This window comes from Streptomyces sp. NPDC059002, from assembly GCF_042740435.1.
GTDB lineage: Bacteria > Actinomycetota > Actinomycetes > Streptomycetales > Streptomycetaceae > Streptomyces.
This window is the reverse complement of the sequence record NZ_JBHYJI010000002.1, coordinates 117,098-133,226: the sequence shown is the minus strand read 5'-3', so window position 1 is coordinate 133,226 and position 16,129 is coordinate 117,098. Positions and strand designations below refer to the sequence as shown.

At 71.9% G+C, this 16,129-nt stretch carries 16 protein-coding genes; 10 read left to right on the top strand and 6 right to left on the bottom strand.

The window, feature by feature from the left end:
- Entirely contained in the window at window positions 1-1,362 is a 1,362-nt protein-coding gene (locus tag ACFWZ2_RS02535) for an ABC transporter substrate-binding protein (protein ID WP_384540666.1), read from the bottom strand.
- Window positions 1,363-1,515: 153 nt separating this feature from the next.
- Between ACFWZ2_RS02535 and gcvPA the strand changes: the two genes are divergently transcribed.
- The 6 genes from gcvPA (at window position 1,516) to ACFWZ2_RS02505 (ending at window position 9,188) form a co-directional block, all read left to right on the top strand.
- Complete coding sequence (gene gcvPA / locus ACFWZ2_RS02530) at window positions 1,516-2,901, top strand: aminomethyl-transferring glycine dehydrogenase subunit GcvPA (RefSeq protein ID WP_384540664.1); 1,386 nt, start codon at window positions 1,516-1,518, stop codon at window positions 2,899-2,901.
- The gene (gene gcvPB / locus ACFWZ2_RS02525) at window positions 2,898-4,487 is read left to right on the top strand and encodes an aminomethyl-transferring glycine dehydrogenase subunit GcvPB (RefSeq protein WP_384540661.1); all 1,590 of its coding nucleotides are present in this window, start codon (window positions 2,898-2,900) and stop codon (window positions 4,485-4,487) included. The genes gcvPA and gcvPB overlap by 4 nt, the downstream gene beginning before the upstream one ends.
- Window positions 4,484-5,644: an ATP-NAD kinase family protein gene (locus ACFWZ2_RS02520; protein ID WP_384540658.1), complete on the top strand. Its 1,161-nt coding sequence runs from the start codon at window positions 4,484-4,486 to the stop codon at window positions 5,642-5,644. Before gcvPB ends, ACFWZ2_RS02520 begins: the two co-directional genes overlap by 4 nt.
- Before the next feature lie 27 nt (window positions 5,645-5,671).
- Window positions 5,672-6,418, top strand: coding sequence for an SDR family NAD(P)-dependent oxidoreductase (locus ACFWZ2_RS02515; protein WP_384540656.1), 747 nt, complete (start codon window positions 5,672-5,674; stop codon window positions 6,416-6,418).
- A 49-nt stretch (window positions 6,419-6,467) separates the two neighbouring features.
- Window positions 6,468-7,109, top strand: a complete 642-nt coding sequence (locus tag ACFWZ2_RS02510; protein ID WP_384540652.1) for a GntR family transcriptional regulator — start codon at window positions 6,468-6,470, stop codon at window positions 7,107-7,109.
- A 111-nt stretch (window positions 7,110-7,220) separates the two neighbouring features.
- A complete protein-coding gene (locus ACFWZ2_RS02505; RefSeq protein WP_384540649.1) occupies window positions 7,221-9,188 on the top strand; it encodes a M13 family metallopeptidase in 1,968 nt (655 codons plus the stop codon).
- 56 nt (window positions 9,189-9,244) lie between these two features.
- On the opposite strand, the gene ACFWZ2_RS02500 is transcribed toward ACFWZ2_RS02505, so the two are convergent.
- Window positions 9,245-9,787, bottom strand: a complete 543-nt coding sequence (locus tag ACFWZ2_RS02500) for a DoxX family protein (RefSeq protein WP_384540648.1) — start codon at window positions 9,785-9,787, stop codon at window positions 9,245-9,247.
- Window positions 9,788-10,787: 1,000 nt separating this feature from the next.
- On the opposite strand from ACFWZ2_RS02500, the gene ACFWZ2_RS02495 reads away from it, so the two are divergent.
- The gene (locus ACFWZ2_RS02495) at window positions 10,788-11,924 is read left to right on the top strand and encodes an FAD-dependent oxidoreductase (RefSeq protein ID WP_384540645.1); all 1,137 of its coding nucleotides are present in this window, start codon (window positions 10,788-10,790) and stop codon (window positions 11,922-11,924) included.
- 29 nt (window positions 11,925-11,953) lie between these two features.
- Here ACFWZ2_RS02495 and ACFWZ2_RS02490 read toward each other — a convergent pair whose 3' ends face one another.
- Window positions 11,954-12,421: a cupin domain-containing protein gene (locus ACFWZ2_RS02490; RefSeq protein ID WP_384540642.1), complete on the bottom strand. Its 468-nt coding sequence runs from the start codon at window positions 12,419-12,421 to the stop codon at window positions 11,954-11,956.
- Between the two features lie 68 nt (window positions 12,422-12,489).
- Here ACFWZ2_RS02490 and ACFWZ2_RS02485 point away from each other — a divergent pair, with 68 nt between their 5' ends.
- Complete coding sequence (locus ACFWZ2_RS02485) at window positions 12,490-13,041, top strand: TetR/AcrR family transcriptional regulator (RefSeq protein ID WP_384540639.1); 552 nt, start codon at window positions 12,490-12,492, stop codon at window positions 13,039-13,041.
- A 13-nt stretch (window positions 13,042-13,054) separates the two neighbouring features.
- Here the strand turns inward: ACFWZ2_RS02485 and ACFWZ2_RS02480 are convergent, their stop codons facing one another.
- Together ACFWZ2_RS02480 and ACFWZ2_RS02475 are read right to left on the bottom strand one after the other, a co-directional pair.
- Window positions 13,055-13,516, bottom strand: coding sequence for a VOC family protein (locus tag ACFWZ2_RS02480; RefSeq protein ID WP_384540637.1), 462 nt, complete (start codon window positions 13,514-13,516; stop codon window positions 13,055-13,057).
- The gene (locus ACFWZ2_RS02475) at window positions 13,513-14,133 is read right to left on the bottom strand and encodes a DinB family protein (RefSeq protein WP_384540635.1); all 621 of its coding nucleotides are present in this window, start codon (window positions 14,131-14,133) and stop codon (window positions 13,513-13,515) included. Before ACFWZ2_RS02475 ends, ACFWZ2_RS02480 begins: the two co-directional genes overlap by 4 nt.
- A gap of 62 nt (window positions 14,134-14,195) precedes the next feature.
- On the opposite strand from ACFWZ2_RS02475, the gene ACFWZ2_RS02470 reads away from it, so the two are divergent.
- Both ACFWZ2_RS02470 and ACFWZ2_RS02465 read left to right on the top strand, forming a co-directional pair.
- Complete coding sequence (locus tag ACFWZ2_RS02470; RefSeq protein ID WP_384540633.1) at window positions 14,196-15,218, top strand: helix-turn-helix transcriptional regulator; 1,023 nt, start codon at window positions 14,196-14,198, stop codon at window positions 15,216-15,218.
- Between the two features lie 11 nt (window positions 15,219-15,229).
- Complete coding sequence (locus tag ACFWZ2_RS02465) at window positions 15,230-15,454, top strand: hypothetical protein (protein ID WP_384540631.1); 225 nt, start codon at window positions 15,230-15,232, stop codon at window positions 15,452-15,454.
- Between the two features lie 25 nt (window positions 15,455-15,479).
- On the opposite strand, the gene ACFWZ2_RS02460 is transcribed toward ACFWZ2_RS02465, so the two are convergent.
- Window positions 15,480-16,067, bottom strand: a complete 588-nt coding sequence (locus ACFWZ2_RS02460) for a TetR/AcrR family transcriptional regulator (RefSeq protein WP_384540628.1) — start codon at window positions 16,065-16,067, stop codon at window positions 15,480-15,482.
- Window positions 16,068-16,129: the final 62 nt, after the last annotated feature.

The following is a 16,129-nucleotide window of genomic DNA, read 5'->3' as shown; positions in this document are numbered from 1 at the left end:
CTACGCCACTCTCCTTCGTCCGGTCGCGTCGGCGAGCCGCCGGGCCGCCGAGGCGAGGGAGGCGCGCGGGTCCTTGCCGTGCAGCAGCACGCCGTTGACGGCGGAGATCGTGATGTCCTTCTCCTTGGCGTCGTCCTTCGTGTACTCGACGGGCGGGATGTGCCGCGCGAGCCGGGCGAACACGGCGTTGGCGCGCTGCCCGCCGAAGTACTCCTGCCGCTCGCTCAGATACGGGTCGTCGAGCGCGGGCAGATAGGCGGGGAAGAGGCCCTCGCGTTTGAGCATGGCGACCTGGTTGCTCTTGTCGGTGAGGACGAAGCGGATGAACTCCCAGGCGGCCTCGGGGTGTTCGCTCTGGGCCGGGATGCACAGGGTGGAGCCGCCGATGTTCGAGGTGCGCACCCCGGCGGCGGTGAATCCGGGCAGCGGAAGGACCCGGAACCTGCCCTTCAGCTCGGGCATTTCGTCGGTGAGCGTGCCCGTCCACCAGGCGGCGATGGGGTTCGTGGTGACCTTGCCGTCCTTGTGGGCGGTGACCAGGCCGTCCCAGTTCTTCTCGTAGGCGAGGAGCCCTTCGTCGGCGAGACGTTTCATCAGCGTCAGGGCCCGCACGGCGGCCGGGGTCTCCAGGGCGATGCGGCCGTCGCGGAACGAGGACTGGCCCTGCTGCTGGAGGAGCATCGGGAACATCCCTGCTCCCGTCGGATCGTGGACGAGGAGCTTGTGCCCGGTGGCCCGCTTGATGCGGACGCCGGCGCGGACGTAGTCGTCCCAGGTCCGCAGGGACTTGGGGTCGACGTCCGCGGCACGCAGGTGGTCGGTGCGGCAGTAGAGGGCGCACGGGCCGATGTCCCACGGGATCCCGAAGACCTTCGTGCCGCCCGCGCCCCCGGTGACGGTGCGCCAGGCGGCCCGGTCGAAGTCGGCGCGGTGACGGTCGGCGCGGCGCGCCAAGTCGTAGAAGCCGCCGGGGAAGTTGGCGGTGTAGCGGGGCAGATAGCTGCCCTCCAGGGTGAGGACGTCGGCGAGTCCGGTGCCGCCCCGCAGCCCCACGGTGATCTTGTCGTAGGCGTTGTCGTACCCGATGTCGACGACGTCGACGGTGACGTCGGGGTGCCGTTCCTCGAAGGCGCCGCGCAGCCGCTTCAGCGCGGTGGCGGCCACGTCCCACGACCAGACGGTGAGCTTTCCGCTGAGTCTGCCGCTCCCTCCTGAGCCGTCCTCCTCGTCGTCGCCGCCCAGCTCGCGCGGGGCGCCGTCCGCACCGCCCGCGCCTCCCATCGCGCAGGAGCCGAGCAGTGCGGACGCCGATGCGGCGAGACCCGCGGCCACAACGCGCCGCCGGGGTGGTCGTGTTGACACTCTTGCCTCCCGAGGACTGAATGCCTAATGCTGTATTCAGAACACTGAATGACGGGACCGGCCGTCAAGGGTCCTGCACACAAAGACCGTTCCGCTCCTCGTGCCCTCTGCTCACTCCGCTTCTCGTGCCTCTGCTCACGCGAAAGGTGCGGCATGACGTCGTCCCAGGCCCAGCCCTCTGCCCACCCGTACATCCCGAACGCGGTGCCCGCCGTCCGGCAGGCGATGCTCGACGAGATCGGCGCGGCGAGCGTCGAGGAGTTCTACGCCGACATCCCCGACGCGATCCGTCTGCACCGCCCCCTCGACCTGCCGCCCGCACTGCACTCCGAGGCCGAACTCGTCCGGCACATGGAGGAGTTGCTCGCCCGCAACGTCACCACCCGGCAGGCCCTCAGCTTCCTCGGCTCCGGCTGCTACCAGCACCACGTCCCCGCGGTGGTCGACGAGATCGTCAACCGCGGCGAGTTCCTCACCGCGTACGCGGGCGAGCCCTACGAGGACCACGGCCGCTTCCAGGCGCTGTGGGAGTACCAGTCGATGATGGCCGAACTGCTCGACGTCGACGTCGTCAACGTCCCCGTGTACGACGGCTTCCAGGCAGCGGGCACCGCGCTGCGCATGGCGGGCCGGATCACCGGACGCCGCCGTCTCGTCGTGGCGACGGCGACCGACGCCGACAAGCTGTCGCGCATACGGGACTACGTGCGCCCCGACCACGACGTGACGGTCGTCCCCGTGGACCCGGAGACCGGCCGCGCCGACCTGGACGCGGTGAGCGAGGCGCTGGCCCCCGGCGACACGGCGGCCCTGTACGCGGAGTCCCCCTCGGCCACCGGAATCGTCGACGAGAACCTCCCCGAACTCGCCGAACTCGCCCACAGTGCCGGGGCGTTGTACGTGGTCGGCTGCAATCCGCTCACCCTCGGCGTGCTCGCGCCCCCCTCCTCGTACGGCGCGGACATCGCCTGCGGCGACATCCAGCCGCTCGGCATCCACCAGAGCTTCGGCGGCGGCAACGCCGGGTTCATCGCCACCCGTGACGAGGAACGGCTCGTCGCCGAGTTCCCGTCCCGGCTCTTCGGCCTGGTGCCCACCGCGGTCGACGGCGAATACGGCTTCGGCGACGTCGCGTACGAAAGGACCTCCTTCGCCCGGCGCGAGGAGGGCAAGGAGTGGGTCGGCACCGCGGCCGCGCTGCACGGCATCGGCGCCGGGGTGTATCTGGCGCTGATGGGCCCGCGGGGCATGCGCGAGATCGGCGAGACGATCCTCGCGCTCACCGCGTACGCACGCCGACGCCTCGCCCAAGTCCCCGGCGTGGAGCTGCCGTTCGGCGACGCACTGCACTTCGCCGACTTCACCGTCCGCTACCCGGGCTCCCGCACGGCCGCCGAGATCCGCGACGCCCTCAAGAAGCGCGGCATCTTCGGCGGCCTGCCGACCGGTGAACGCGAGGCCGCCTACTGCGTCACCGAGGTCCACACCAAGGCCGACATCGACCGGCTCGCCACGACCCTGGAGGAGATCGTCAAGTGAGCGCCCACCACGCGCCCGTGTCCGTGACGCCGGAGGAGGCGCGGATCGCACCGAAGCCGCGGCTGCGCCGGTTCCAGCAGGCGTCCTGGGACGAGAAGCTCATCTTCGAACTGGGGACACCGGGCGAGCGCGGCGTCCTCGTCCCCGCACCCGACCCGTCGATCGACGTGCCGGAGATACCGGCGGCGCTGCGCCGCGACACCCCGCCCGCGCTGCCCGAACTCTCCCAACAGCAGGTCCTGCGGCACTACATGAGGCTCTCCCAGGAGAACCTGGGCGCCGACCTGAACATCGACGTCGGCCAGGGCACCTGCACCATGAAGTACAGCCCCAAGGTCAACGACCAGTTCGTGCGCGACCCGCGCATCGCCGCCCTCCACCCGCTCCAGGACGACGACACCGTCCAGGGCGTGCTGCGCATCATCCACGACCTGGAGCAGCTCCTGAAGGAGATCTCCGGCATGGACCGGGTCTCCCTCCAGCCCGCCGCGGGCTCCGCCGCGATCTACACCAACGTCGCCATGATCCGCGCCCACTTCGCGGCACGCGGCGAGCTCGAACAGCGCGACGAGATCATCACGACGGTCTTCTCGCACCCCTCGAACGCGGCCTGCGCGAAGACGGCGGGCTTCAAGGTGATCACTCTGCACCCCGACGCGGACGGCTACCCCGACATCGAGGCCCTCAAGGCGGCGGCGGGCCCGCGCACCGCGGCCCTGCTGATCACCAACCCCGAGGACACGGGCATCTACAACCCGCGCATCGAGGAGTTCGTACGCATCGTGCACGCGGCCGGCGGCCTGTGCTCCTACGACCAGGCCAACGCCAACGGCATCCTCGGCATCACCCGCGCCAGGGACGCGGGCTTCGACCTGTGCCACTTCAACCTGCACAAGACGTTCTCGACGCCGCACGCGTGCGGCGGACCCGCGGCCGGAGCCTGCGCGGTCACGGAGGAACTGGCGCCCTATCTCCCTTACCCCACCGTCGAGTTCGACGGCACCCGGCACTTCCTGGACTCCGACCGGCCCTCCTCGGTCGGCAAGATGCGCCCGTTCCACGGCGTCGTGCCGAACCTGGTGCGCGCCTACGCCTGGATCAGGTCCCTCGGCGCCGACGGACTGCGGGCCGCGGCCGAGACGGCCGTCCTCAACAACAACTACCTGCTCCACAAGGTCCGCCGGATCCCCGGCGTCTGCGTCCCCTACGCCGAAGGACGGCCGCGCGTCGAACAGGTCCGCTACAGCTGGCAGAAGCTGTACGAGGACACCGGCGTGCACTCCGAGGACATCGGCCTGCGCGCCGCCGACTTCGGCACGCACTACTGGACCAGCCACCACCCGTACGTCGTGCCCGAGCCGATGACCCTGGAGCCGACCGAGTCCTACTCACGGGCCGACCTCGACGAGTACGCGGAGATCCTCGCGGAGGTGGCACGCGAGGCGTACGACGACCCGGAGACCGTACGCACGGCCCCGCACCGCTCCACCGTCCACCGCGTCAGGCCCGAGGCCCTCGACGACCCGAAGACCTGGGCGGTTTCCTGGCGGGCCTACCGCCGCAAGATCCTCGGCGAACAGGCGTGACCCGCGTCGGCCTCGTGGTCAACCCGGTCGCGGGCCTCGGCGGCCGCGTCGGCCTGGGCGGCACGGACGGTCCCGAACGCCCGCGCCGCGCCGTCGCGTTGGGCGCACGCCCGCCGGCGGGACCACGGGCGACGCAGGCCCTGCGGGCGCTGCGGGAACGAGGCCGTGCGCTGGGCCTGGACCTGGTGGTCGTGACGGTGCCGGGGGCGATGGGGGCGGACGCGGCGCGGGCGGCGGGGGTGGCGCCGGTGGTGGTCGGCGACACCTGGCCCACCCGCACCGCCCCTCCTGACACCACCCCCGCCGACACCGTCTCCGCCGCGCACGCCCTCGTCGACGCGGGAGTCGAGCTGCTTCTCTTCGCCGGAGGGGACGGCACCGCACGGGACCTGCTGGGCGCGCTGGAGGGCGCCCGCTGTCCCGTCCTCGGCATCCCGACCGGCGTCAAGATGCACTCCGCGGTCTTCGCGGTCGGCCCGGGCGCGGCGGGCGAGGTCGCGGCGGCGTGGCTGGCCGGGGGCGGGGGTGTGCGGCTGCGGGAGGGCGAGGTCATGGACCGCGACGACACCGCGCTGAGCGAGGGGCGCGTGGCCTCGCGCCTCTTCGGGTGGCTGCCCGTGCCCGACGTGCCCGCGCGGGTGCAGCAGCGCAAGACGGGCAGTACGGCCACCACAGGGGAGGCGTCCGCGGGCATCGCGTCGGAGATCGCAGGACGCGTCGGCGACGGCCTGCTCGTCCTCGGCCCCGGCAGCACCACGCACGCCGTGGCCGGTGCCCTCGGCGCCGACGCCTCCCTCGCGGGGGTCGACGTGCTCGCCGTGCGCGCGGGCCGCGCCGAGGTCGTCGCGCGCGACACCGGCGAGACCGGGCTGCTCGCCCGGATCGGCAGCGGCCCGTGCTGGATCGCGCTGTCCCCGATCGGCGGCCAGGGCTTCCTGCTCGGCCGGGGCAACCAGCAGATCTCGCCGCGCGTACTGCGCGCCGCGGGCGGCCGCGAACGGCTCCTCGTGCTGTGCCCGGAACACAAGCTGGCCGCGCTCGGCGGCCGCCCGCTGCTCCTGGACACCGGCGACCCGGACGTGGACGCCGAACTGACCGGATACCTGCCCGTGCTCACCGGGCACCGCCGCATCTCCCTCTACCCCGCCACCGGCTGACAACCCCTCAGGGACAAGGAGCACACGATGATCTCTCTGGACGGCAAGCGCGCCATCGTCACCGGCGCGGCCGCCGGCATCGGCCGTGCCACGGCACAGGTCCTCGCCGAGCTCGGCGCCCGCGTCGTGCTCGCCGACATCGACACCGACGGCGGCGAGCAGACCGCGAAGGACACCGGCGGCACCTTCGTGCGGTGCGACGTCTCGCGGCGCGAGGACTGCGAGAGCGTGGTCGACACGGCGCGGCAGCGGTTCGGCGGCGTCGACGTCCTGTTCAACAACGCGGGCATCATCCGCCGCTCCACGGTGTGCGACATCACCGAGGACGACTGGGACCTGGTGATGGCGGTGAACGTCCGCTCGATCCTGCTCCTGAGCCGCCTCGTCGTCCCCGGCATGGCGGCCCAGGGCGGCGGCTCGATCGTCAACACCGGTTCCGGCTGGGGGATTTCGGGCGGCGCCCGCGCGGTGTCGTACTGCGCGTCGAAGGGCGCGGTCGTCAACATGACCCGTGCCATGGCGATCGACCACGGCCCCGACAACATCCGCGTCAACTGCGTATGTCCCGGTGACACCGCCACCGGCATGCTCGCGGAGGAGGCCAGACAGCTGGGGGAGCGGGCGGACGCGTTCTACGCCGACGCCGCCGACCGCCCGCTCGGCCGGATCGGACAGCCCCGCGACATCGCGCGGACCGTGGCGTTCCTGGCATCCGACGCAGCTGCGTTCATCAGCGGCGCGATCATTCCCGTCGACGGCGCCGGTACCGCTTGACCTGCCGGTAACGGATAATCGAGCACACCTAAGGGGAGGGCCGTCGTACATGCCAATCGAGAACCGTCCGCTGCGCGAGCAGGTGAAGGAGGAACTGCTCAGGCGCCTCGGCAGCGGCACGATCGCGACCAGCGAGACGATCAACGAAGTGCAGCTCGCCACCGAACTCGGCGTCAGCCGCACGCCGTTGCGCGAGGCGCTGATCACGCTGGAGCGCGAGGGCGTCATCACCAGTGAACGCGGCAGGGGCTTCCGCTTCACCCCGCTGAGCGCCCAGGAGTTCCGCGATCTGACGGCCATCGTCGCCACCCTGGAGTCGCTGGCCCTGCAGTCCAGCACCCCCGAGCACCTCGCGGACATCGCCCCGCGCCTCCTGGAGGAGGCCCACGCCTTCGCCGTCCCGCAGGCCCCGCACGAGGTCATCGAGCGCTACGACGACGCCTGGCACGACCTCCTCCTCTCGGGCTGCACCAACGACCGCCTGATGAAGCTGATCACGTCCCTGAAGGTCACCATGCACCGCTACGAACGCGTGGCCCTCGGCGACCAGGACGTCCTGGAGCGCTCGGCCGCGGAGCACGAGCGGATCGCGCTGTGCCTGCAGCGCGGAGACCTGGACGCGGCGGTCGCGGCGCTGAAGGAGAACTGGAACAGCGGGATGGACCGCATCCTGGAGCGGTTCACGGACTGAACGGACGAACGGGCTGAACAGAGCGAACGGACTGAAGGGCCGCGGGCCTGTCCGCCCTGGGCGGACGAAAGCTCCTTCGTGCCGGGCTGATCGCTCGCATAGGCTGCATGGATGAGCATTCTGGATGACGCCCGCGCGGGCATGAACCCCGAGATCCGACCGCAGGACGACCTCTTCGGACACGTCAACGGGCACTGGCTCGACACCGAGAAGATCCCCGAGGACCGCTCCAGCTGGGGTCCCTTCGTGCAGCTGGCCGACACCGCCGAGCAGCAGGTCAAGACGATCATCCAGGAGCTGGCCGAGGAGGCCTCCGCCGAGGCGGGCACGGCCTCCGACGACGCCCGGAAGATCGCCGCGCTGTACGCCTCCTTCATGGACGAGGAGGCCATCGCGGCCCGCGGCCTCGCCCCCGCGCAGCCGCTGCTCGACGAGGTGGCGGGCCTGGGCAGCACCCGGGAGCTGGCCGCGTTCCTCGGCCGCTTCGAGCGCGTCGGCGGCTCGGGCCTCTTCGGGGCGTACATCGACTCGGACGACCGCGACTCCGACCGCTACCTCTTCAACATCCTCCAGGGCGGCCTCGGCCTGCCCGACGAGTCGTACTACCGCGACGAGAAGTTCGCCGAGATCCGCGACAAGTACGTTGCCCACCTCACCGAGCTGCTCACGCTCGGCAAGCACGCCGAGCCCGCGGCCGCCGCGCGCGGTGTGCTCGCCCTGGAGACGAAGCTCGCCGCGGGCCACTGGGAGCGGGCCGAGACCCGTGACGTGCTGAAGACGTACAACCTCACCACCCTGGACGAACTCACCGCGCTCGCCCCGGAGTTCGACTGGCGCGGCTACGCCGAGGGCCTCGGCGGCTCGGACGCCACGATCGCCGAGACCTGCGTCCGCCAGCCGTCCTACCTCGCGCACCTCTCCACGCTCCTCGCGGAGGTGCCGATCGAGCAGTGGCGGGACTGGACGCTGACCCGGGTGCTGCGCGCCTGCGCGCCGTACCTCTCCGATGAATTCGTCCGCAACAACTTCGAGTTCTACGGCCGCACCCTCAACGGCACCCCGGAGCTGCGGGCCCGCTGGAAGCGCGCGGTCGCGTTCGTGGAGGGCGCCATCGGCGAGGCCGTCGGCAAGGAGTACGTCGCCCGGCACTTCCCGCCGTCCTCCAAGGCGATGATGGACGACCTCGTCGCCAACCTCCTGGAGGCCTACCGCCAGTCGATCACCCGTCTGGACTGGATGACCGACGAGACGAAGGAACGGGCGTACGAGAAGCTCGCCACGTTCCGCCCCAAGATCGGCTACCCGGACGCCTTCCGGGACTACTCGGCGCTCCAGGTCAGCGCCGACGACCTGCTCGGCAACGCGCAGGCGGCCGCCGCGTTCGAGTCCGACCGGCAGATCGCCAAGATCGGTTCGCTGGTCGACCGCGACGAGTGGTTCATGCTGCCGCAGACGGTCAACGCGTACTACAACCCGGGCACCAACGAGATCTGCTTCCCCGCGGGCATCCTGCAGCGGCCGTTCTTCGCGCCCGACGCCGACGTGGCGGAGAACTACGGCGGCATCGGCGCGGTCATCGGCCACGAGATCGGCCACGGTTTCGACGACCAGGGCGCGCAGTACGACGGTGCGGGCAACCTCAACGACTGGTGGACCGCCGACGACAAGACGGCGTTCGAGGCCAAGTCGAAGGCGCTCATCAAGCAGTACGACGGCTTCTCGCCCCGCAATCTGCCCGGCGAGTTCGTCAACGGCTCCCTGACCGTCGGCGAGAACATCGGCGACCTGGGCGGCCTGACCATCGGGCACACGGCGTACCTCATCTCGCTGGCGGGCGGTGAACTCCCCGCGGCGGACGGGCTCACCGGCACCCAGCGGCTCTTCATGAACTGGTCGTACTGCTGGCGCACCAAGCGGCGCAAGGAGCAGGAGCAGCAGTACCTGACCATCGACCCGCACTCGCCGCCGGAGTTCCGGGCGAACATCGTCCGCAACCTCGACGAGTTCCACGAGGCCTTCGGCACGGCGGAGGGCGACGGCCTGTGGCTCGACCCGGCGGAGCGCGTACGGATCTGGTGAGTCCGGCACCCCGGGGCCCCTGCCGGAAGGGGCCCCGGGGGTGTGGCGTGCGGCATTCAGTCGCGGAGAGCCACCAGCACGATCGCGGCCGTGAGGGCGCCGAGCGCGATGGCTCCGGCGCCGTGGGCCGTCCGGTGCGCACGCAGGGCGGGCAGCAGTCGGTCGGCGGCGAAGCGGCCGGGGCCGGTCAGTGCCAGGCCCGCGGCGGCGGCAAGGAGCACGAGGTCGTACTCGATGCCGCTCGGGTTGAAGAAGCCGTTGCCCCACTTCGTGGCGATGGCATTGAGCATGATGCCGATGATGCCCGCGGCCGCGAGCGGATGGAGCAGGCCGATGGCGAGGCCCAGACCGCAGAGGGTCTCGGTGAGCCCGGCGACCACGGCCATGGTCTCGGCGGCCGCGTAGCCGTCGGCGGCGAAGTGGTCCGCGGTGCCGTCGATCCCGGATCCGTCGAACCAGCCGAAGAGCTTCTGCGTTCCGTGCGTGGCCATCGTCAGGCCGACCGTGCCGCGCAGCAGCACAAGGCCGATGTCATGGCCGGGACGCGAGGAGGCGGCGTGGGCGGGGGGAGCGGTGCGTGTGCGGGAGGAAAGGGACATGGGAACTCTCTCTCGTTGACGAAGGTGCAGCAGGGGAGCCCACCGGCGGTGCCGGTGGGGTGGGGACGGAGAGAGACCGTCTAGGTTCTGATCACTTGCGTTCTGAACAGGTCTACGGAGCTCGCTGCGGGGTGAGTTGAGGCCAGGCCGCTCGGCACGTCGTCGTGCGGGGGAGGCGACGGGGGAGCGCACTGGGGGCTGGGCGGTGCGGGCTGCTCGGGTCCCGGCAGCGCCTCCGGTCCGCGGGGCGTTCCTGTCCCGCTTCCGCGGCAGCTGCCGGTTCCGTCGCGTTCCGCGGCCTGTGGGGCGGAGACGCCGAGAGGCGCTCCGCGCTCGGGGGCGACTGCCGCGGCGGGCGAAGCCGATGGCTCCGCGTCACCGGGCACTCCGGTCAGGAGGAGGACGACGAGGAGCAGGACCGCGCGTGCCGCGCCGCCCGGGGATCGGATCGCCCTCGTGGCCATGTCACCCCGATGGTAGGTCTGGACCAACGGTGAAGTGAAGACGCGGATGCGCCAGAGGCGGCGGGTGGTCGGTGGCGGACAGTGGACGCCCCCTGATCCGCCGGACAGGCCCTGGGCTCGCCGCATGGTGCGGAGCGAGGCGGCAGACGTCGACGGGTATCCGGCCGAGGTGCCGGTCGAGCGCAGGGAGGCCCTCGCCGGGCTGCGACGGCTGTGCCGTGCCGAGTTGGCGGGGCTCAGCGAGGTGATGTACTGCCGCCGGCTCACGAAGGCGATCTCGGCGACACCGTCCCGCTCATGGACCGGCACGCCGTACGCCATGACAGGCCCGACGCCGTCGACTTCGACCTGGTGCGCGACCTGCTCAGGGCGACGGCGGCCGCCCCGGGCGAGGTCTGCTGACGCGTGGCTTCTCGGGGATCTGCCGCTTGTCGGCGGCTGTCGGTGCGCTGTCGGTGGCCTGTCGGAGGGGTCCTGCACCGTGCCAGGGACGGCCGCCGGAGACCACCGGGCGGTCCCGACCCGGAGGAGCCACCATGCACACCCCCGTCACCATCGTCGGCGCAGGACTCGGCGGGCTCACGCTGGCCCGTGTCCTGCACGTCCACGGCATCCCGGCCACGGTCTACGAAGCGGAGTCCTCCCCGAGGGCGCGTGCGCAGGGCGGGCTGCTCGACATCCACGACTACAACGGCCAACTCGCCCTCGCCGCCGCCGGTCTGATGGACGCGTTCCACGCCGTCGTCATCGAGGGCCGCCAGGCGCTGCGGCTCGTCGAGCGGGACGGGACCGTCCTGCACGACCAGCCCGACGACGGGACGGGCGGACGCCCCGAGGTGCAGCGCGGCGAGCTGCGGCAGATCCTGCTCGACTCGCTCCCGGCGGGGACCGTGCGATGGGGTCACAAGGTCGGCGGCGTGCGCGCCCTCGCCGGAGGCCGCCATGAGGTGACCTTCGCCGACGGCACCGCGATCACCACGGGCCTGCTGGTCGGCGCGGACGGCGCATGGTCACGCGTGCGGCCGCTGCTCTCCACCGCCGTACCCGCGTACACGGGCAGGTCGGTCGTCGAGACCTATCTGTTCCACGCCGACACCCGTCACCCCGCGGCCGCGAAAGCGGTCGGCGGCGGCATGATGATCGCGCCCTCGGCGGACCGGGAGATCTTCGCCCACCGGGAGAAGGGCGACACCCTGCACGCCTATGTGGGTCTCCACCGGCCGCAGGAGTGGTTCGATGCCATCGACTTCACCGACGCCGCCGCGGCCGCAGCGCGGATCGCCCGGGAGTTCGACGGCTGGGCGCCCGAACTCACCGCGCTGATCACCGACAGCGACACCGCGCCGGTCCTGCGCGCCCTGTACACCCTGCCGACGGAGCACCGCTGGGACCGGGTGCCGGGCGTGACCCTGCTCGGTGACGCCGCCCATCTCGCGCCCCCGAACGGCGAGGGCGCCAACCTGGCCATGCTCGACGGCGCCGAACTCGGCAAGGCCCTGGCCGCGCGGCCCGACGACGTGGAGGCGGCCCTCTTCGCGTACGAGCAGGCCATGTTCCCCCGCTCCGCCGAAGCCGCCGCCTCCGAGGGCCTCGGGGGCCATGACGACGACCCCGACGTCAGTACGGCCCAGGCCATGCTCAAGCTGATCACCGAGCAGGGCAGCCCGGCCTGATCGCCCGGTCCCGCGTCAGCGCGAGAGGCTCACGCCGGGGTCTCCTCGTACGTGATCTGGTACTTGGCGGCAATCCGGTTGAGCGCGGCGGGGTCGAGGCTGCCCTTCCTGCTGATCTGCGTACGGTTCTCGATCATGTCCTCGAGGAAGCACTCCCAGCCGCCGGGCGAGGAGATCTGGAGCACGCGGGGCGGTGGGGTGCTCGCGGGGCGCAGGGCGTGCGGGATGCCGTGCGGCAGCAGGACGAACTGGCCCGCCCCGACCGTCCGGGTCCGGTCGTCGAACTCCACGGTGAGCTCGCCGTCGAGCACATAGACGCATTCGTCGGCGACGTGATGGACATGCCGCGGGATGGCCTGGGCGACGACGACCTCCATCAGGGAGAACCGGCCCTCGGTGTCGTCGGTCCGTGCCTTGACGGTCATCGAGGGCGGCAGCGGTACGCGGGTCGGGCGCGAGGCTCCCGGCTCCAGGAGGATGAAACGGTTCTCGGGCATGAGCTATCCTCTCGTAAACGGATGCGGAATCCGATTCCGTTTACGAGCTGACCAGAGGAAGCGGCGAGATGTCAAGACCGTCACGGGCCGACGCGGAGCGCAACCGTCTGCGGGTCCTCGAAGTCGCGGGGAAGCTCTTCGCCGAGCGCGGGGACGAGGTGCAGATGGCGGAGGTGGCCCGGGCGGCCGAGGTCGGCGTCGGGACCGTCTACCGGCACTTCCCGACCCGGCAGGCCCTGATCGAGGCCATCACCGAAGAACGGTTCGCGGGGATCCTCGCCCACGTCGAGCAGCAGTGCCTGCCCGAGCCGGACACCCGCCGGGCGCTGCTCTGCTTCCTGACCCACGTGGGCGAGGTGCACGAGCAGGGCCGCGGGCTCTCCGGGGTGATCGAGGCGACCTTCGGATCCACCGCTCCCCGGGGCGCGGTCGGCGACGCGCTCCTGGCGGTCGGCGAGACGCTGGTGAGCCGCGGCCGCGCGGACGGCGCCCTGCGTGATGACGTGACCGTGGCCGACCTCTATATGACCGTCGGCGCCGTGGCGATCCTCAGCCGCAACGCCATCGGCGACTGGCGCCGGTTCATCGACATCACGCTGGACGGTCTGCGGCCGCGCTGACGGCCGGGCGGTCTCAGTCCAGACAGAACTCATTGCCCTCGGGGTCGGTCATCACGATGTGACCGGCGCTCAGCGGGGGAGCGGGCTCGTCGCGGCGCACCCGCGTCGCGCCCAGGGCGACGAGCCGGTCGCACTCGGCTTCCAGCGCCGCCATCCGCGCCTCTCCCTGGAGTCCCGGGGCCGCGCGGATGTCGAGGTGGACGCGGTTCTTGGCGACCTTGTCCTCCGGCACCCGCTGGAAGAACACCCGCGGGCCGTGCCCGTCCGGGTCCTCGATGGCCGAGCGCAGGCTGCGCTCCTCCTCCGGCACACCGATCCGCACGAGGAACTCGTCCCAGGCGGCCATCACGTCGGCGCCCTCGGGCAGGTCGACTCCCGGCGGGGCGGGGTGGACATAGCCGAGCGTGTCGCGCCAGAAGGCCGACAGGGCCCGCGGGTCGTGGGCGTCGAACGTGACCTGGAAGGTGCGGCTCATCGGGTGGCTCCGTTCATCGTGTGACGCGTGTGCGGATAGAGGTCGCGCAGCAGGCAGACCTCGGACAGATGGTGGATCAGCTCGCGGTTGACGTGCAGCACCAGATCGGCCATGGGGGTGTCCGGATAGGGCTCCTTCGCGCCGACCGGGACCCGGAGCGCGGCCTTGTCGAGTCCGGACACCCCGGCCAGCCAGATGGCGAGCTGCGCCTCCAGCTGGTCGAGCGCGGTGGCGGCGCTGCCGGCGTACTCCCATGTCTCGTACGACGCCGCGGGCGCGCCGAAGTGCGTCGCGTTCCGCATGGCGAGCACGCCGGCGACGACGTGCCCGAGCCGCCAGGCGATCGTGGTGAAGGGCGCGGGTACCGGTTCGGGGAAGGCGTAGTCGATCGTGAAGTCTCCGGCGCCGACCTGAAGGGGCGCCGTCGAGGTGCCGCGTGGCCGCACGCTCCAGGAGGCCGGCACGGGCGACCAGAAGTACTCGTCGTCGGTGAGGCCCGTGAGCCGGGCCCGGATCTGATGGTTCCAGTGGAATTCCCACTGCTCGCGCAGCGTCCTGTTCCAGTCGAATGCGTCAACTGCATCCATATGTACGTCTATGTCTGCGTCTGCGTCCATGGAGCCACCCTGACACCCCTGGCGGACAGGATCGTTCCGCCATCTCTGTCAGGGTGGGCGCCATGAACGCGGCGAACGGTGACGAACGAGGTACGACGGAGCGGGTGCTCACCCTGCTCGGGCTGCTGCAGCGGCGCCGGGTCTGGACGGGCCCCGAGCTCGCCGAACGGCTCGGGGTCACGACGCGCACGGTGCGGCGCGACGTCGAACGGCTGCGCACGCTCGGCTATCCGGTGCATGCGGGCCAGGGCGTCGGCGGCGGCTATCAGCTCGGCCCCGGGCAGGACCTGCCGCCGCTGCTGCTCGACGACGAGGAGGCGATCGCCACCGCGGTCTCGCTGATGGCGGGGGCGGGCGGCGCGGTCGCCGGTGCCGGTGACGCCGCGCTGCGGGCCCTGACCAAGCTCGACCAGGTGCTGCCCACCCGGCTGCGGCACGAAGTGCGCGCGCTCGCGGGCTCGGTGGAACTGTTCGGCGCGGGCCAGGCACCGGTCGACCCCGTGGTCCTCATGACGCTGGCCAGGGCCTGCCGCGACGAGGTCGAGGCCGGTTTCACCTACCCGTCAGGGGGCGAGGTGCGGCAACGGCGGGTCGAGCCCTACCGCCTGGTCGCCTCCGACCGGCGCTGGTACCTCCTCGCGTACGACCTCGACCGCGACGACTGGCGCACCTTCCGCGTCGACCGGATGACGGACGTGTCCGCACGGACCTGGCGCTTCGCCCCGCGCGATGCGCCCGACGCGGCGACGTACGTGCAGGAGGGCGTGGCGAGCCGGGCCTACCCGCACCGGGCGAGCTTCCTCGTGCACGCGTCGGCCGACACGGTGCGCGCACAGATCCCGGCGTCGGCCGCCGTCGTACGAGAGCGGGGGAGCGGCCGCTGCGAGGTGCTCAGCGGCGCCGGCGGCCTGGACCGGGTGCTCATGCATGTGCTGCTGCTGGGGCACGACTTCGAGGTCATCGACCCGCCGGAGCTGACGGAGCGCTGCCGTGTGCTGGCGGAGAAGCTGCTGGCCGCACGGTCCGCGGCCGCACCGGTGCGTCGATCGGGCCCCGGCCGCGGGGCGCGGGAAGAGCGTCCGTAGGCTCCATGATCATGCGCATATCGACATCCGCGTGGTTCACCCGGCGCCGTCTGGGAGCCGCCGCCGTCCTGGTCGCCGTGTTCGCGTCCGGCTGGTACCTGGGGCAGCCCGTCGTTCCCGCGCGCTGCTTCGCGCCGCCGGTCGTGCGGTACGGCGACCACCTGGAATCCGAGCTGCTCAAGGGCTGCGACGAGAAGCCCCGCGTCCTGGCCTGGTTCGACGGCACCTTCCGGTAGGCGGCGGCCCTCCGCGCGCCCGGGTTCAGGCCTCCGTCGCAAGGACCGCCCGGGCGAGCGCGGCCACCCCGTCGTGGATCCGCCGGGGCGGGGTGCCGCCCGCACTGAGGTGCTCGATGAGGTCGCTGCGCACGGCGGCCAGCAGGGCGTGCGCGAGGAAGTCGGCGTTCTGCTTGCCGCGGGCCTCGGTGAGCAGGGCGGTGAGTTCGGCGTGCCACAGGCTGTACGTGGTGTTGAGGTAGGGGCTGCCGCTGCCCGCGTTCTCCAGGGCGAGCATGAGCGGACGGGTGTCCAGCTTGAGTGCCAGGAGGGCGTCGAGCAGCGCGAGGGCGCGTTCGTCGGCGGGGGCGCCGGGGCCGAGCGGCGGGGGACCCGCGACCACGTCGGCCCGCAGTTGCTCGGTGCGCCGCTCGACGAGTTCCTTGACCAGTCCGACGCGGTCCCCGAAGCGGCGGAACAGCGTCCCCTTGCCGACCCCGGCCGCCGTGGCGATGTCGTCCATGGAGACCCGGTCGGGGTCGCCGCGCTCGGTGAACAGCCGCTCGGCGGCGGCCAGTACGGCCTCGCGGTTGCGCTGGGCGTCGGCGCGGACCTTGCGCGGGGGTGGTGTCACGGTGCCTCCACTAGAAAAACGGACCGGCGGTCCGTATAGTCGATCCGGACCGCTGGTCCGCA

Excerpts from the sequence above, each read along its gene's own strand:
- ACFWZ2_RS02465 (WP_384540631.1), top strand. The coding sequence starts at position 15,230 with ATGCGCATATCGACATCCGCGTGGTTCACCCGGCGCCGTCTGGGAGCC.
- ACFWZ2_RS02490 (WP_384540642.1), bottom strand. The coding sequence starts at position 12,421 with ATGCCCGAGAACCGTTTCATCCTCCTGGAGCCGGGAGCCTCGCGCCCG.
- ACFWZ2_RS02480 (WP_384540637.1), bottom strand. The coding sequence starts at position 13,516 with ATGAGCCGCACCTTCCAGGTCACGTTCGACGCCCACGACCCGCGGGCC.
- ACFWZ2_RS02500 (WP_384540648.1), bottom strand. The coding sequence starts at position 9,787 with ATGTCCCTTTCCTCCCGCACACGCACCGCTCCCCCCGCCCACGCCGCC.
- ACFWZ2_RS02510 (WP_384540652.1), top strand. The coding sequence starts at position 6,468 with ATGCCAATCGAGAACCGTCCGCTGCGCGAGCAGGTGAAGGAGGAACTG.
- ACFWZ2_RS02495 (WP_384540645.1), top strand. The coding sequence starts at position 10,788 with ATGCACACCCCCGTCACCATCGTCGGCGCAGGACTCGGCGGGCTCACG.
- ACFWZ2_RS02475 (WP_384540635.1), bottom strand. The coding sequence starts at position 14,133 with ATGGACGCAGACGCAGACATAGACGTACATATGGATGCAGTTGACGCA.
- ACFWZ2_RS02505 (WP_384540649.1), top strand. The coding sequence starts at position 7,221 with ATGAGCATTCTGGATGACGCCCGCGCGGGCATGAACCCCGAGATCCGA.
- ACFWZ2_RS02470 (WP_384540633.1), top strand. The coding sequence starts at position 14,196 with ATGAACGCGGCGAACGGTGACGAACGAGGTACGACGGAGCGGGTGCTC.
- gcvPA (WP_384540664.1), top strand. The coding sequence starts at position 1,516 with ATGACGTCGTCCCAGGCCCAGCCCTCTGCCCACCCGTACATCCCGAAC.
- ACFWZ2_RS02485 (WP_384540639.1), top strand. The coding sequence starts at position 12,490 with ATGTCAAGACCGTCACGGGCCGACGCGGAGCGCAACCGTCTGCGGGTC.
- ACFWZ2_RS02515 (WP_384540656.1), top strand. The coding sequence starts at position 5,672 with ATGATCTCTCTGGACGGCAAGCGCGCCATCGTCACCGGCGCGGCCGCC.